This window comes from Streptomyces sp. TLI_185, assembly GCF_003814765.1.
In the GTDB taxonomy this organism is placed as follows: domain Bacteria; phylum Actinomycetota; class Actinomycetes; order Streptomycetales; family Streptomycetaceae; genus Streptomyces.
In genome coordinates this window covers 5579414-5595491 of the sequence record NZ_RKRB01000001.1, presented here as the reverse complement: position 1 = coordinate 5595491, position 16078 = coordinate 5579414, and the positions used below count along the sequence as shown (strand labels likewise).

Below are 16078 nucleotides of genomic sequence, written 5' to 3'. Positions count from 1 at the left end.
TCCTCGGGACGGTTTCCGGTCGGCGGAAGCGAGCGGTTCAGCCCGCGAGCAGGGTCAGCAGCTCGGTGCGGTCGACCTTGCCGTTGTCGGTGACCGGGAGGCGGTCCACGCAGTGGACGACGTCGGGTACGGCGTGGGCGGGCAGCAGCCGGCCCAGGGAGCGTCGCAGCGCGGCGGGGGGCTCGGCGGTGTCGTCGGACGACGTGTAGAAGAGCGCAAGCCGGTCGTAGGTGCCCAGCTCGCCGGGGACGGGCACGGCCACGCAGTGGGTGACGCCGGGCAGCCGTGCCGCGTGCGTCTCGATCTCCTCGGGTTCGATGCGGTAACCGCGGATCTTGATCTGGCGGTCGGTGCGTCCGGTGAAGTGGAGGACGCCGTCGGGGTCGCGGAAGCCTCGGTCGCCGGTCCGGTACAGGCGCAGGGGTGCGCCTTCGGGCCGGCCGTGCGGGAAGCGTGCGGCGGTCAGGGCCGGATCGCCGAGGTATTCGCGCGCCAGGCCGGCGCCACTGACGCACAGCTCGCCGACGGCACCGGGCGGACACGCCCCGCCGTCCTCGTCCAGGACGTGCACCACGGTGCCGGGAACCTCGCGGCCGACAGGGACGCCGTACGGCCGGTCGCAGTCCCGTTCCTCGATGGGGTGGACGGTGGCGAACACGCAGCTCTCGACCGGGCCGTAGCCGTTGAACAGCCGGATCCCGGGGTGCTGTGCGAGGAAGTCGCGGACATGGCCGCCGGAGAGCTTCTCGCCGCCGGTGTAGAGGCGGTCCAGGCCCTTGAAGCAGTCCGGGTCGATCTCGGTGAAGAGGTTGAAGAGGGAGGCGGTCAGCCAGGCGGTGTTCACCCCGCAGGTGTCGATCGCCCGGCGCAGCGTGTCCGGGAGGAGGTAGTCCTCCCGGGCCGTGACACAGGTGCCACCGGTCGTGAGCGTCCCCCACAGTTCGAGGGAGAAGGCGTCCCAGGCTGCGGGAGCCGCCTGCAACATGACGGTGCCCGGGCCGAAGGCGAGCGGCCCGCCCGGGGCGAACAGGCGGGTGGTGGCCGCGTGAGGTGACACGACGCCCTTGGGGGTACCGCTGGTGCCGGAGGTGAAGAAGACCGCCGCGGGTGCGTCGGCCGGTCCGTCGTAGGGACTGAACGCCCCTTCGTCCGGGCCCGGTTGCAGCACCGGCAGGTCCGCAGGAGGCCGCCACACCGGGTGTTGTCCGGACCACTCCTCCTGGTCGGTCACCAGCACGGGAGCCGCCAGCTGTGCCAGGACGCCGTCGATCCGCTCCCGCGGCCACCGGGGGTCCAGAGCCGCGTACCCGGCACCGCACTTGAGCACCGCGAGCAGCGCGACGTACAGGCGGGCGGAGCGCGGCAGGAGTACGGGAATCAGCGTGCCCTCTCCCGCGCCGGACGACGCCAGCTGCCGTGCCCAGTCGTCCGCCGCCGCGTCCAGCGCCGCATAGTCGAGGCGCAGGTCACCGTCCACCACCGCGAGGTCCCCGGGCGCCGTCCGGGCCCGGTGCGCGACGGCCCGGTGTATGAGCTCGACTCCCATGGAAGGCCCTCCAGTTCTGCCGGCGGAAAGAAGACCGGGCCACTGAAATCGCAGCAGCCTTCAGCAGATATACGGTCCCCTCATACCTGGTGTCACGTACCCGATTCCGGGGACGGGGGCCGACGTTGACTTTGCGGGCGTGGGGTCGTGAATCTTACTGGGGTCGCGGCCGCCATTTCTCGAAGGGGTTTGTCGATGAGGGCCTTCTCACCGGAACCACGCATTCTTCCCAGGCCGCTTCTGGCCGGGCACGGCAGCGGCATCGAACTGCTGGACCACGACGCCGTTCCCGGGCTGCCCGGGGGCGGCGGAGCGCCGGGAAGCATGCTCCTGCTGCACGGATTCGGCGGGGACAAGGCGCAGTTGCGGCCGGTCGGCGACGCGCTGTGCCCGCAGGGTTCGGTGGCCGTCTACCCGTCCCTGCGCGCCCACGGCGCAAGCCACCGGCCCGCCTGGGGCTACTCGGTGCTCGACTTCGCCGCCGACCTGCACCGCTTCGGCGACGCCCTGCCGGGTGACCTGCACCTGGTCGGCTACTCCTACGGAGGGCTGGTGGCGGCCGTCTCCGCGGTCACCTGGGGTGCCTCGCGGGTCCGCAGCCTGGTGGTCGTCGACCAGTCCTTCGACGCCCACCCCGACCTGCACGTCGCGGACGAGTGGGCCGAGGGCAGTCTGCTGCGCTGGACCTACGACTTCGGGCACCTTCCGGACCTGCTGGAGCGGCTCGGAATTCCCGTGCTGGTGCTGGCCGCGGCGGGCAGCCGCAACATCCTGGCCGACGAACAGGAACGCCTGTCCCGGCGTGACAGCGCATCCCTCCGGCTGGAAATCATTCACGGCTCGCACGCCGACTGCTATCGCAATACCGGCGAGATCACCTCCGCAATGCGCGTTTTCTACCGGGACCACTTCTCCGCCGTCCGCAAGGAGCAGGAAAACTCATGAAAGCCTCCTTCATCGAGGAGGGGCCCGCGCGCACCCTGGTGCTGGGGCAGCTCGCCAACTCCCTCGGAAACGGCGTCTTCCTGACGTGCTCCGCCCTCTATTTCGTGCGGATCGCGGGTTTCTCACCGGCCCAGCTGGGCCTCGGTCTCAGCATCGCCGGAATCGCGGGCCTCATCGCCGGAGTTCCCTTCGGCCACCTCGCGGACCGGAAGGGCCCGCGCGGCACCTCGGCGGCGCTGCTGGCGCTGGCCGGCCTCGCCACCGCCGCCTACCTCACGACCGACTCGTACCCCCTGTTCGTCGTCATCGCCTTCCTGTACGCGCTGTTCGAGCGCGGCGCGCACGCAGCGCGGCAGGCGCTGATCGCTGCGGTGCTGAGCGGCGAGAATCTCGTGCGGGTCCGCGCCAAGGTCCGCGTGGTCACCAACGTCGGCGTGTCGGCAGGAGCGGCGCTGGGCGGTCTGGCCCTGCTGTGGGACAGCAGGGCGGCCTACCAGATCGTGTTCGCCGGGAACGCGTTGAGCTTCGTCGTGTGCGGTCTGCTGTTCCTGCGGCTGCCCGCCGTGCCGCCCTCGCCCGAACGTCCGCCGGGTGAGCCGCGGCTCGCGGTGCTGCGCGACACCCCGTACGCGGTGCTCGCCCTGATCAACATGGTGATGCTGCTGCACATCCCGATCCTGGAGGTGATCCTCCCGCTCTGGATCGCGCTGCACACCCACGCACCGCACTCGCTCACCGCCGCCCTGCTGCTGTTCAACACCCTCGCCGTGGTCGCCCTCCAGGTGCCCGTCACCAAGAAGATCGACGCCCTGGAACCGGCCGTGCGCGCCTTCCGGGTGGCGGGCGTGGTCCTGCTCGCCTGCTGCGCGGCCTTCGCCCTGTCGGCGGGGCGTGGTGCGGTGGTGGCGACGGCGGTGCTGGTGGCCGCCGCGGCGCTGCATGTCTACGGCGAGATGGTGCAGTCGGCGGGCTCCTGGCTGATCGGCTACGAACTCGCCCCCGCCGACAAACAGGGCCAGTACCAGGGCCTGTTCAACACCGGAATCGCCGCCGTCCAGATGTTCGGCCCGCTCTCGCTGACCCTGCTCCTCATCGACTGGGGAACCCCCGGCTGGCTGCTGCTCGGCGCGGTGTTCCTGGTGGGCGGGCTGTCGATGGCACCGGCCGTTCGCTGGGCGCAGCGCCGCCAGAGCAGCGCGGAAGCGGCCGATCCCGCTCCGCTCACCGCCGGCTGAGAGCGGTTCGCAAGGCCCGTACAACACCACCTGATGGGGGAAAAGATGGCCAACCGGGAATCCGTCCTGCCGTCGAGCGGCGTCGGCCGCGACGGTGTGGAGCTCCAACTGTGCGACGTATGGCGGAGATTGCTGGGACGTGACGACGTCGGCATCCACGACGACTTCTTCTCGCTGGGCGGCCACTCGCTGCTCGCCATCAAGCTCACCGTGGAGGTGCGCAGGCTCTTCCAGGTCGATCTCACCGCCGCCGACCTGCTGTCCGCGGCCACCGTCGCGGAGCTCGCCGAGATCGTCCGTCGCGGCACGGCGGACCGCCAGGGCCAGTTGGTGCGGATCCAGGCCGGTTCGGGCGCCAGCCCCGTCTACGCCCTGCCTCCGGTGTCCGGGACCGTGCTGCTGTACCCGCCCATCGCCCGCGCCATGGGCCTCGACCAGCCGTTCTGGGCCGTGCAGTCGATCGGACTGCTGCCGGGCGAGGAGCCCCTCACCTCGCTGGAGGAGATCTCCGAGGCCTTCATCGAGCAGCTGCGCACGGTCCACCCCGAGGGCGCCGAGTGGAATCTGATCGGCTACTCCATGGGCGGCCTGCTGGCCTACGAGACCGCCCGCCGGCTCCGGGAACGCGGCGAGCGCGTCGGGCTCGTCGGGCTGCTCGACACCCGAATCACCGTCGAACCCAGCGGTGACCCGGACTTCGCCCTGCGGGCCCTGCTCTGGCGCGGACTCAAGCTGGAGCTGGACATCGACTGGCTGCGCTCCCTCGACCCGCAGACCCGGGCGGCCGAACTGGTCGAACGGGCCGTGGCCGCGGGCACGATGCCCGCCGACTTCGACGCCGACCGGCTGCGCCGCATGGTCGACATGTACCAGTTCAACCTCGACGCCCTCGCGGCGTACCGCGTGGGCCCCTACGACGGCACGGTCACCGTCTTCCGGGTGACGGACCGGTCCATGGAGGGCGGCACCCTGCCCGACGACCTGGGCTGGGGCGAGTTCGCGAGCCGGGCCGTGGTCTGCGATGTGCCCGGCGACCACTTCACGATGGTCGAACCGGGCCAGGTCGAGACCCTGGGCCGGCGGCTGCGGGAGCAGCTCGGACTCGTCGCCGGCGCGGCCTCATGAGCGCGCAGGACGCGACCACGCCCACGTACGGCTTCCGGCCGATCGGTGTCGTCCGCTCGCCCCGCACCGTCCCCCGGCACGACCACTGGGGCGGAGTCACCTCGGTCATCGAGCTGGACCCCACCGTGCTCGAGCCCGGGGCCGTGACCGGTCTGGAACAGTTCTCGCACCTCGAAGTGGTCTTCCACTTCCATCTCGTCCCCGAGTCCGACGTGGTCACCGCGGCGGTCCACCCCAGGGGTCGCACGGACCTGCCGCGCCTCGGCATCCTCGCCCAGCGGCTCAAGGAACGCCCCAACCGGCTGGGCGTCTCCCGCTGCGAACTGGTCCGCGTCGACGGCCTCACCCTGCACGTGCGCGCCCTCGACGCACTGGAGGGCACCCCGGTCCTCGACATCAAGCCGTACCAGCGGCTCTTCCAGCCGGACCCGGAGACCGTACGCGAACCCGCGTGGCTCCACGAGGCGATGTCCGCCTACTACCTCTGACGCTTCCGGCATCCCCTTCCCACATCCGACGCTTTGACCTCTTCCCCGCCGCCCGGCCACAAGCCGGCACGGGGGCACCGTCCACAGCCAAGGAGACCCACCATGTCCGTCCTCACCAACGGCAGCGGCACCCCGGTCGACCTCGAGCTCAACCTCGGCCGCCTCCTCGACCGCAACCCCCAGCTGCAGATCCCCCGCGACGAATACAACATCAACGTCACCTCGAACGAGGGCGACCGGCTCGGCAGCGACGAACTCGCCGCCGAGTACGCCGCGTTCCCGGGCGCGGGCCACCCGGCGCACCTGTACTTCCACCTCCCGCTGTGCAACTACATCTGTCATTTCTGCAACTACGTGAAACGGCTGGTGCCGCGCGGCAAGGAGGACGGCGCGCTGCGCCTGTGGTCCGACCTGCTGATCGAGGAGTCCCGCCGCTACCTGGACCGCTTCGACTGGATACCCAGGGCCCGCATCGAGTCCTTCTACATAGGCGGTGGCACCGCGGCCCTGCTGCTCAACAGCCCCGAATACGTCGAGCCGCTGGTGCGGCATGTGCGGGAGAACTACGCGCTGTCGGAGAACATCGAGTTCAACATCGAGGGCAACCCCGAGAACTTCCAGCGCCACCACCTGGAGACCGCACGGGAGTTGGGCTTCAACCGGTTCAGCCTCGGTGTGCAGTCGCTGCAGGACGAGGTCAACGACTTCACCAAGCGCCGCCACTCCTCGGCCCAGTCCGTCGAGGCGGTCGAGAACCTGCTGGCGACGGGCTGCCCGTTCAACGTCGACATGATGTTCGGCCTGCCGTACCAGACCCCCGAGTCGGTCCGCCGCGACATGCAGATCCTCACCGGTCTCGGGGTTCCGACGATCACCATCTACCGGCTGCGCAACGCGGACCGCGAGGAGATGGGCATCGGCAACCGGGCGGTCTGGAACAACCCCGCCGTCCGTGAACGCCTCATCTCCGAGGGCCGCTTCCCGGACCTGGACTCGACGTACGCGATGCGGCAGGAGGCCGTCGAGGTCCTCCTGGAAGCGGGGTACTACCCGAGCCCCTGCGGCTGGTGGAGCCGCCCGGACACGTACGACGGCGGGAACATCCCGCAGACGTCGAAGAACAAGTGGGAGCACTACAACACCATGATCGCGTACGGTCCCGGGGCCTACGGCTGGCTGACCGGTGACCAGGAGGAGTTCCTCCAGACGCACAACATCACCGACATCAGCAAGTACGTCTCCTTCATGCAGAACGACGAGGGCCTGCCGCTCAACTTCGGCCGGCGCCTGTCCGGCCACAAGGCCATCGGCACCGCCCTCGGCTTCAACTTCAAGGCGAATCAGCCGATCGTCCTCGACCGCTACAAGCAGCGTTTCGGCGCCGACCTGCTCACGATGGAGCCCTTCGCCTCCGCGTTCGCGGAGCTGCTGGAGCGCGGACTGGTCGAGACGGTGAACGACGGCACCGCGATCAAGCCGACCCTGGACGGCGAGGCGCTGCACGAGGAGATCATCTTCCACTACTTCCACCAGCGCATCGGTCTCTCCGACGCGCCGGTGTGCAGGCGGTGACGGTGCGACAGACGCCCACGCCCGCCCCCGCGTCGCCGGCCCTTGGGCCGGCCCGCCGGGTCGAGGACGCCTTCGCCGCCCTGCACGGCGCCGACGGCGCGCTGCTGGTGCCCGGCGTCGTGACCGCCACGACGGCCACGCTGCTCGCCCTGACCAACCCGGGCGGCCACATCATCGCCTCCGACCAGACCGCCGACCCGCTGCGCGGCGTCCTCACCCAGGAGCTCGCCGGCCTCGGCCGCACGGTGACCTTCGTCGACTGCACGGACGCCGACGCGGTCGTCGCCGCCGTGGAGCCCGCGACCCAGGTCGTCCACACGCCGTCCCTCAGCGACCCGCTGATGAAGCCGGCGCCGCTCAACGAGATCGCCATCCACGCCCAGATGAACGACCTACTGCTGGTCGTGGACAACACCGCGCTCTCGCCCGCCGAGCTGCGCCCGTTGGATGCCGGCGCCGTCGTCGTCATCGAGGACACGACGCCCTATCTCGACGGCTGGTCGGAGGTGGGTGCCGCCCTGGTCACCGGCCTGGACCGCTGTCTGCCGAGGATCGCCGAGCAGTGCGCGCGGCTCGGCGGCGAGGTCGACGCATGGGCCGCGCACCTGCTGGAACGTTCCCTGTCCACGCTCCAACTGCGGCTGACTGCCCAGCGGGACGCCGCCGAGCGGGTCGCCGGGGCGCTGCGCGCGCATCCCGCCGTACGGAAGGTGCACCGGCCGTCGTTCGACGAGTCGCCGTGGGCCCTGGAGACCCATCGGGGCTTCGGCGGACTGCTGTCCTTCGAGGTCGCGGAGGAGATCCGCGACCTGTCCGGGGTACTGGCCGCATGCGGCCCGAAGGCCGACGGCACACCGCTCGCCAGCACGGCCCGGCTCCCGGCCCACACCACCCACGCCCACCTGAGCGAGCGGGTCCGCCGGGAGGCGGGCGTCTCCCGCCGACTGGTCCGGCTCGCGGTGGGCCTCGACGACACCGACGCGCTGATACGACGACTGCGGCGGGCCCTCGATACGGCCCTCAAGCAGCACGAGGGAGGCGAATGATGCTGAACGGCGTCGATCTGCGCGCCAGACGGACCCTGGCCGAGCAGATCCGCGAGGACTCGTGGGAGGCACAGCTGTCCATCGGCGTGGCGGCGCAGCCCGCGGCGGCCGACCGCTGCCGGGTGCGCACCGAGCCGATGCGGCTCGGGTCCACCCGGGTCGCCCGTGCCTTCGGCATCGACCAGCGCTGCGGATCCGGCACGGGCGACTGCCTCGACCCGGTCGGCTCGCTGCTGGTGGCACTGGGCGCGTCCGTCGCGGACAGCGTGGTCACCGAGCTGACCGGCGAGGGATGCAGCCCGGCACTGCTGGAGGTGCTGCCCCGCGTGGAGTTCGCCGCGGACGGTGCGGCACGGCTCTCGTACGAGATACGGCTCGACGGCGACCTGTCGCCCGGGCAGGCGCGGCGTGCGCTCGCCGCGGCCCGCGAGCGGGGCAGTGCCCACCGCACCCTTCAGGAGCCGAACGACATCAGGGCCGTGGTGCAGACCGCCCAGGACGTGCACCTGACCAGCCGTCCCGTGCCACCGGGCACCGGGGCCTTCGTGCCCGAACGGCGGCGCGCGGCACGGGTGACGTGGGAGGTGGGCACCCATGTCCTCGCCGAGGTCGACGGTGTGCGGGCCGAGTCCGACCAGCCCAAGCAGCTGTTCGGGGGCGACCTCGCGCCGAGCGCCCAGGAGTACTTCCTGGCCGCGCTGGCCGCGGAGGCGCTCGGCTTCGCCGCCCCGGAGGGGACCGCCACCGCCCCGGACGCTCCTGCCGCCTCGGTCCACGCGTCCGGCCGCATCGACCTGCGCGGCCCGTACTCCGCCGAGGACGCCCCCGCCGGTCTCTGCAACATCCTCGTTCAGCTGCTGCCCGCCGACCCGTCCGTGGGCGGCGACGCCGACCCCGTGGGGGCCGTGCGCCGCTGGCTCGCCGAAGGTGACGCCTTGCGGCTGGTCAGGGACGCCCACCCCGTCGACGTCACCCTGGTGCTCGACGGCACCCCGGTCCCCGTACCGCACACCGAGAACGACCGCACGCACGACACGAAGGAGCCCCGCCGTGCCCCGTGAATGGGACGCCAAGACATACGACTCGCTTCCCCTGCCGCACCAGCAGTGGGGCAAGCGCACCCTCGGCCGGCTCAGCCTCAAGGGCGGTGAGACCGTCCTCGACGCCGGCTGCGGCACCGGACGGGACACGGCCGCGCTGCTCGACCTGGTGCCGGACGGCCGAGTGATCGGGATCGACGGGTCCAGCCGGATGCTGGAGCAGCTCCGGGTGAAGCTGGCCGACCGCCTCGACCGGGTGGAGGTCGTGAACGCCGACCTCACCAAGCCGCTGCCGATCACCGGCCAGGTCGACGCGATCACCAGCGTGGCCACGTTCCACTGGATCACCGACCACGCCGCCCTCTTCGACAACCTGGCCCAGTACCTGCGGCCGGGCGGCCAGTTCGTCGCCGAGTGCGGCGGCCGGGGCAATGTCGCGCTGATCAACGCCGCCGTGGAGGAGGTGCTGGGCGCCACCGACGAGAAGCAGAAGGTCTGGTACTTCGCCGGTGTCGAGGAGACCACCGAGCGGCTGCGGAACGCCGGGTTCACCGACATCGAGGTCAGCCTGCTGCCCGACCCGGCGCGGCTGGAACCCGGTGAGCAGCTGTGGAGCTACCTGGCCACCGTGGTCCTCGGCTCCCACCTGGACCGCCTCCCCGAGGCGGACCACGAGGACTTCGTCCGCTCGGTCGCGGCGCGCCTGCCCGAGCCGGTCGTCGACTACGTCCGGCTGAACATCACCGCCCGGCGCGCCCGGCCGTGACGCTCCCCACGCTCCTGGTCGTCCACGACCAGGGCTCCGCCGGCCCCCTGCGCGTCCTTTCGTCGGCCAGGGGGCTCGGCCGGGTCGTCTTCCTCTGCGAGCCCCGACACCCGGCGGTGGCGGCCGAGTTGGGCCAGGTCGCGGGGCACGCCGAGGTCGTGGACATCACCGGGCTCGACGACGCGGAGGTGTGCCGGCTCGCCGCGGGGCTGTCTCCCGACGGCATCGTGACCTTCAGCGAGCACCGGCTGCGGCTCACCGCCGCGGTGGCCGCCCACTGCGGACTGCGGTTCCACTCGCCCGAGGTGACGGACGCCCTCACGGACAAGTTCCGTCAGCGACAGGCCCTGGCCGGCGTGCAGGACACCGCGTGCGTGCTGCTCCGCCACCCCGACGACTGCGCCGGCGCACTCGCCCGCGTGGGCACTCCCGCGGTGCTCAAGCCGCGCCACGGCGCGGGCAGCGTCGACACCTGCCTGGTCGGCTCGCCCGCCGAATGCCGGGACAGGCTGGCGGAGTTCACCGAGGACACTCCCGGGGACTTCGTCCTGGAGGAGTACCTGCCGGGCGACCCCGGGCTCACGCCCCCGGGGTGGGGCGACTACGTCTCCGTCGAGTCCCTGGTGGTCGACGGCGAGCCCCGCACCGTCACGGTCACCGGCAAGCCGCCGCTGGCCCCGCCGTTCCGGGAGACGGGACACATCCTGCCCGCGCCGGTACCGGCGGCCCTGGCGGCGGACGTCGTGGAGCTCGAACAACGGGCGCTGCGGGCCCTGGGCATCCGGCACGGTGTCACCCACACCGAGGTCAAACTCACCGCCGACGGGCCGCGGATCATCGAGGTCAACGGGCGGCTCGGCGGCAACGTCGCCGAGATCACGCAACGCCGCATGGGCTACGACATGGTGGGGGCGGCGCTGCGACTGGCTCTGGGCCTGCCCGTCACCGCGCCGGAGCCGCTGCGGCCGGGACGGGAAGCCGGTCCGGTGGCTTTCCAGTACATGCTGATCCCGCCCGCGGACCCGGTGTCCCCGGGGCCGCTCTCGCTCATCGAGTCGTTGGCGGACCTGCCCGGCGTCGACCTGGTAGACGTCCGCGCACCGGACTCCCACCACGCCGGCTGGCGCCGGGGCACGCTCGGCGCGATCGGTGTGATCTACGGAACCGCCGGGAGTCACACCCAACTCGCCGAGCTCTTGCGGCAGTTGCAGACACGCGCGGAGCTCTATTGGTACGGAGCAACTTCTGCCCCTGCAGTACGCTCGGGCGCCGCGTGACACAGAACCCTTTGACGAAAGGCACGGCAGATGTCTGAGAAGAGCACCTCGCCCGAGGTGGTCTCCGTCCCGGTGGGCCGGGTGGTCGGCGGACGCGAGGAGGTCCGTGACGACGACTGGGGGAAGGTCGAGGCCGTCATCCGCCTGGACGGCGACCAGTTCGACGCGGACGCGCTGGCGGGCCTGGACGGCTTCTCCCACCTGGAGATCGTCTACCACTTCGACCGCGTGCCCGTGGCGAAGATCGAGACCGGTGCCCGCCATCCACGCGGCAACACCGACTGGCCGATGGTCGGCATCTTCGCGCAGCGCGGCAAGAACCGCCCCAACCGCCTCGGCGTCTCCCGCTGCCGCCTGGTGCGTACCGACGGACTCGACCTGCACGTCCAGGGCCTCGACGCCGTCGACGGCACCCCCGTCCTCGACATCAAGCCCTACATGAGCGAGTTCGGCCCCCAGGGCACCACCACCCAGCCCGCATGGGCCACCGACATCATGCGCCACTACTACTGACACGTCCGACGCCCAAGGAGCCCCGTGTCCCGCCACCCGCTCACCTCGGAGTCCGTGCCGGAGAACCCGCACCGGATCCTCCTGCTGTGTCCGGACGCCCGCCTACGGGAGGCGGCGGCCGGCACGGGGTTCGACGCCTGGTCGGTGGAGGGACTCGGGGACACCCCGCGGTCCGCCGGGCGCACGGTGGCCGTGGATCTGGACGACGCGGACGCGCTGCACTCCGCCCTGGTGCGGACCGCTCACGCGCACGGGATCGGGCACATCCTGTACCTGGGCGAGGCGGAGGTGCTCCACCGGGCCGCCGAGCGGGCCCTGCACGCGGTGGCGCCGGAGCGGGCGGAGCCACTGCGCAGGCTGGGTGATCCGGCGCTCATGCGGCGGATGCTCAACCAGAGCAGGGTGTCCGTGGTCAGGGCCGAGCCGGCCACGACCGCTCAGGCGGTCCGCGCGCTGGTCGAGGACTTCCCGCTGCCGGTGGCCGTCAAGGCGGGTCCCGCCTCGCGGACCGCGGTCATCCGCAGCAAGGAGGAGCTCGACCGCTGGCTGGCCGGTGCTCCTGCCGGACCCCATCTCGTCGAGGAGCTGCTGACCGGGCCGCGGATCAGCGTGGACACCCTCACCTGCGAGGGCATGCACGAGGTGACCGGCATGACCGCCCGGCAGGACGCCGGTGCGGTCCTGCTGCATCCGGCGGCCCTGTCCGAGGCGGACCGGGCCGGGATCCGCGCCGCGGTGCGGGCCCTGCTCGATCTGGCGGGGCTCCAGTCCGGGCCCGCCCACACCGAGGTGGTCGTCACCGAGAACGGGCCACGGATCGCCGCCTCGAAGGCGCGGCTCGGCGCACAGCCCATCCGGCGCCTGGTGCGGGCGTCGACCGGCCGCGCCCCGGAGGAGGACGTCCTGTCGGCGCTCGCCGGGTCACCGCGGCGCCACCCGGCCCCCGGGCGCCCCGCGGCCCTCGCCCGCCTGCCGCTGTGCCACCCCGGACCGGACCTGGCAGCGCTTCTGACCGGCATCGTAGGGATGCGGCACGTCGACGACGTCCGGGTGGTGGCGGCCGACGCGGACACACCCGAACACGTCCAGGTCATCGTCCACGGCGCAACGCACCAGGAGCTGGACGAGCGGCTCGCCACCGTGCGGCGGCGCTGGGCGGACCGGGTCAGCACCGGCGCGGCCACCGGGCCGGGACGGCGGTAACGAGACGGGACCGGTACGGGAAGGGCCGCGTCGAGCATGGCGACCACACCACAGGCAGCACCGGTCACGAAGGAGAACCATGCGCAGCATGCTGGCCACCCTCATCGGCGTCCTCTCGGCGACGGCCCTGGTCCTCGGCGTGGGCGCGGCACTCGGCCCGTCCGCCGACACCGCGCACAGCGCTCACCACATCGTCGCGGACAACCAGGGACCCACGGTGATCACGCCCTGAGACGGTCCTCGACCAGCGGCACAGGACACCCCATCGCGTCGAACAGCTCCGCCGCCGCCGCACGGTACTCCAGGGCCAGGGCGGTGTCGCCGAGTGTCTCGGCCGCGTCGGCCATTCCGTTCAGCGCCCGCGCCTGCTCCGCTCGGTAGCTGATGGCGGTGGCGAGCTCGTGGGCGTGGGCGTGCAGGGAGAGGGCCTTCTCGTACTCGCCGCGGCGCCGGCAGAACTCGCCGATGAGGTTCTCGACCTTCGCCTGCCGCGTCGGGCTGCCGCTCACCCGCGCGAGCTCCAGCGCCCGACGGGCGAAGCCGGCCGCCGGCGCCGGCCGCCCCATACACTCGGCGACCCACGCGGACAGCGCCAGCGCCAGCGCGACGTCCCCCGGCGGGCTGGAGGAGTCGCACAGGGCGCGCGCCTGTTCCAGGCGCTGATGGGCGTCCTCGTACTGGCCGAGTCCGATGTGCGCGAAGGCCAGATCGGTCAGCGCCATCACATGGTTGTCGCGGTAGTCGAAGCCCCGGTGGAGTTCGAGGGCCTGCCGCGCCGCCGTGGCAGCCTCCTCGCATCTGCCCCACTGGGCGTACAGGGTGCTGAGGTTGGTGAGGGTCTCGGCCTCGGCGCGCGGGATGTCCAGCTCCCGTTCCAGGGTGATCGCGCGCTCCAGGTGCACCAGCGCCTCCGGGTGCCGCCCGAGCACCGTCAGCAGCAGGCCGATGGTGGACTCGCCGTGTGCCTCGGTGTGCTGGTCGCGCAGCCGGACGGCGACGTCCCGGGCCTCCGTGGCCACCACGAGGCCCTCGTCGAAGTGCCCCAGCTTCCAGCACGCGACACCGAGATTGGACAGGCTGACACCGAGCAGGGCCACGTCTCCCAGCCGCCGCGCGGCCTCGACGGCGATCCGGCCGACGTCCCTGAACTCCTTGAACTGGCCGCGGGCGTTGAGCCGGAAGACGACGTTGCGGGTCAGGCACACCGTGTGGCGGTCGAGGCCGCGGCGGTGAGCGAGGGAAATGGCGGCGACCAGGTTCGCGTGCTCACGGCCGAACCAGCCGTCGGCGTCCGCCGCGTCCGTGAACACGGGCTGGTCGCCTCGGTAGGCGGGTATCCCCGTGGAGCGGCGCCGACGGCCGCTGAAGAGCAGCTCGCACGCCGTCTCGGTGGTCGTGAGGTAGTAGTCCAGGAGGCGCAGCACGGCCTCGATGTCGTCCTGCGCGCTGTCCGGACCGCACTGGCTCTGCGCGAAGTTGTGCACCAGGTCATGGAAGCGGTACAGGCCGATGGCGGGCTGCTGCAACAGGTGCACGTCCAGCAGCCGTTCCAGGACCAGCTCCGCGTCGCGCCGGCCCGTGCCGAGGAGAGCGGCGGCGGCGTACACGTCGATGTCGGCCCCCGGGCGCAGGCCCAGGATGCGGAAGGCGACGCGGTGCTCCTCGTCCATGATCTGGTACGACAGCCGAAGCGACGCCGCAACGCTGCGTTCCCCCGCGCTCAGCTCCTCCAGCCGGCGGGTCTCGTCCCGCAGCCGGTCGACCAGGTACTCCACCGTCCACCGGGGCCGGTTGCGCAGCCGCGCGGCGACGATGCGCAGGGCCAGCGGGAGGCGGCCGCACAGGCGGACCAGTTCGGCCGTCGCGGCCGGCTCCGCCACCACCCGCGCAGCGCCGAGGACCTCCTCGATCAGCAGCATGCTGTCCTCGTGGGACATCGGGCCGATGGAGAACCACTCGGCGCCGTCGAGGTCGACGAGCCGCGCCCGGCTCGTGACCAGGACCAGACAGCCGTGCGAGGCGGGCAGCAGGGGCAGGACCTGGCCGACGTCCAGGGCGTTGTCGACCAGCAGCAGCAGTCGGCGCTGGGCGAGGGTGGAGCGCCACAGCGCGGTACGGCCCTGGAGGTCGTCGGGTATGCGGTCGCCCGGTGTGCCGACCGCCCTGAGCAGGGCGTCCAGTGCGGTGGCCGGAGAGACCGGGGACTCGCCGGGGGTGAAGCCGCGCAGATCCAGGTGGAGTTGACCATCGGGGAAGTCCGCGGCCACCTGGTGGGCCGCGCGGACGGCGAGCGTGGTCTTGCCGCTGCCGCCCATTCCGTCGATCGCGACGATACGGCTGTGCCGCCCGCCCTGTTCCCCGCCGCCCTTGATGCAGTCGACCAGGGCGTCCAGCTCCTGCTTCCGGCCGGTGAAGTCGGACAGGTCGTACGGCAGGGTGCAGGGCGGCTCGGCCCGGCCGGGTGCGGGCGCCCCGGGAGCGGCCGGGGCCGACGGCAACCGGAGTCCGGGGGCGGCCAGTTCGGGGGCCTCGCGCAGGATCGCGGCGTGCAGCTCGCCGAGCCGCGGCCCGGGGTCGACGCCGAGCTCCTCCAGGAGCAGCTCCCGTACCTTCTGGTACTCCTCCAGGGCCTCCGCCTGCCGGCCCGTGCGGTACAGAGCCAGCATCAGATGGCCGCGCAGGGTCTCGCGCAGGGGTTTCTGGGCGATGAGATCACGCAGGTCACCGATGAGTCCGGCGGCCTCGCCGAGCCCGAGACGCAGTTCGAAGAGCTGCTCGGCGGCGGCCAGCCGGCGCTCGTCGAGCGTGGTGCCGGCGGCCTGGATCACGGCGCTTCCCGTGTCCGCCATGACGGGGCCGCGCCACAGCGCCAGCGCCCGGCTCAGCTCCTCCACCGCCTCGCGGGGGCTGCCTGCGGAGGCGGCCCGGCCGGCGTCGCGGAGGTGGCCGGCGAACTCGGTCAGGTCCAGTTCCCCTTCGGCCGGCACGGCCCGGTAGCCCGGTCCGTCGGTGACGATCACCTGGTCGCCGCGCGGAAGGCGCCGGCGGAGATCCGCGACGGCCTTGCGTATCTGGTGCGGGGCGGTGGCCGGCGGATCGTCGTCCCACGCCGCCTGTACCAGGCGCCCCACCGGGACCACTCTGCCCGGTTCGAGCAGCAGGGTCGTCAGAACCCGTTCCTGGATCGCTCCGCCCAGCCGCAGCCTGGTGGTTCCGGACCACGCTTCAAGCGGTCCGAGGATGTTGAACCGTAGTGCTGCTTCTCCCCGTTCGGACATGGATGCTCCGCCCCCCGTCATCCAGAAGGCCCAGGTAGGGGCCT

General features: G+C 72.1%; 14 protein-coding genes. 12 read left to right on the top strand and 2 right to left on the bottom strand.

The window, feature by feature from the left end; all coding sequences use genetic code 11:
- Positions 1–37: 37 nt before the first annotated feature.
- Positions 38–1546: an amino acid adenylation domain-containing protein gene (locus tag EDD92_RS25745; RefSeq protein ID WP_123966471.1), complete on the bottom strand. Its 1509-nt coding sequence runs from the start codon at positions 1544–1546 to the stop codon at positions 38–40.
- A 195-nt stretch (positions 1547–1741) separates the two neighbouring features.
- On the opposite strand from EDD92_RS25745, the gene EDD92_RS25740 reads away from it, so the two are divergent.
- From EDD92_RS25740 to EDD92_RS49975, 12 genes are all read left to right on the top strand, one after another.
- Entirely contained in the window at positions 1742–2491 is a 750-nt protein-coding gene (locus tag EDD92_RS25740; protein WP_123966470.1) for an alpha/beta fold hydrolase, read from the top strand.
- Positions 2488–3726, top strand: coding sequence for an MFS transporter (locus EDD92_RS25735; protein ID WP_123966469.1), 1239 nt, complete (start codon positions 2488–2490; stop codon positions 3724–3726). The genes EDD92_RS25740 and EDD92_RS25735 overlap by 4 nt, the downstream gene beginning before the upstream one ends.
- A 33-nt stretch (positions 3727–3759) precedes the next feature.
- Positions 3760–4851, top strand: coding sequence for a thioesterase domain-containing protein (locus tag EDD92_RS25730; RefSeq protein ID WP_123966468.1), 1092 nt, complete (start codon positions 3760–3762; stop codon positions 4849–4851).
- A complete protein-coding gene (locus tag EDD92_RS25725) occupies positions 4848–5339 on the top strand; it encodes an SAM-dependent methyltransferase (protein ID WP_123966467.1) in 492 nt (163 codons plus the stop codon). Before EDD92_RS25730 ends, EDD92_RS25725 begins: the two co-directional genes overlap by 4 nt.
- A 102-nt stretch (positions 5340–5441) precedes the next feature.
- Positions 5442–6911 carry a radical SAM protein gene (locus EDD92_RS25720; RefSeq protein WP_123966466.1) on the top strand — a complete coding sequence of 490 codons (1470 nt, stop codon included), beginning with the start codon at positions 5442–5444 and terminating at the stop codon, positions 6909–6911.
- A gap of 2 nt (positions 6912–6913) precedes the next feature.
- Complete coding sequence (locus EDD92_RS25715) at positions 6914–7957, top strand: PLP-dependent transferase (protein WP_185124126.1); 1044 nt, start codon at positions 6914–6916, stop codon at positions 7955–7957.
- The gene (locus EDD92_RS25710) at positions 7957–9018 is read left to right on the top strand and encodes a hypothetical protein (RefSeq protein ID WP_123966464.1); all 1062 of its coding nucleotides are present in this window, start codon (positions 7957–7959) and stop codon (positions 9016–9018) included. Before EDD92_RS25715 ends, EDD92_RS25710 begins: the two co-directional genes overlap by 1 nt.
- Positions 9008–9763: a trans-aconitate 2-methyltransferase gene (locus tag EDD92_RS25705; protein WP_123966463.1), complete on the top strand. Its 756-nt coding sequence runs from the start codon at positions 9008–9010 to the stop codon at positions 9761–9763. Before EDD92_RS25710 ends, EDD92_RS25705 begins: the two co-directional genes overlap by 11 nt.
- Positions 9760–11040: an acetyl-CoA carboxylase biotin carboxylase subunit family protein gene (locus tag EDD92_RS25700; protein ID WP_123966462.1), complete on the top strand. Its 1281-nt coding sequence runs from the start codon at positions 9760–9762 to the stop codon at positions 11038–11040. The genes EDD92_RS25705 and EDD92_RS25700 overlap by 4 nt, the downstream gene beginning before the upstream one ends.
- A 30-nt stretch (positions 11041–11070) precedes the next feature.
- Positions 11071–11553, top strand: coding sequence for an SAM-dependent methyltransferase (locus EDD92_RS25695; protein WP_123966461.1), 483 nt, complete (start codon positions 11071–11073; stop codon positions 11551–11553).
- A 24-nt stretch (positions 11554–11577) separates the two neighbouring features.
- The gene (locus EDD92_RS25690; protein WP_123966460.1) at positions 11578–12756 is read left to right on the top strand and encodes an acetyl-CoA carboxylase biotin carboxylase subunit family protein; all 1179 of its coding nucleotides are present in this window, start codon (positions 11578–11580) and stop codon (positions 12754–12756) included.
- Positions 12757–12835: 79 nt separating this feature from the next.
- On the top strand, positions 12836–12988 hold the full coding sequence (locus EDD92_RS49975) for a hypothetical protein (protein WP_185124125.1): 153 nt from the start codon (positions 12836–12838) through the stop codon (positions 12986–12988).
- Here EDD92_RS49975 and EDD92_RS25685 read toward each other — a convergent pair.
- Entirely contained in the window at positions 12978–16034 is a 3057-nt protein-coding gene (locus tag EDD92_RS25685) for a BTAD domain-containing putative transcriptional regulator (RefSeq protein WP_123966459.1), read from the bottom strand. The two genes, EDD92_RS49975 and EDD92_RS25685, sit on opposite strands and share 11 nt — an antisense overlap.
- Positions 16035–16078: the final 44 nt, after the last annotated feature.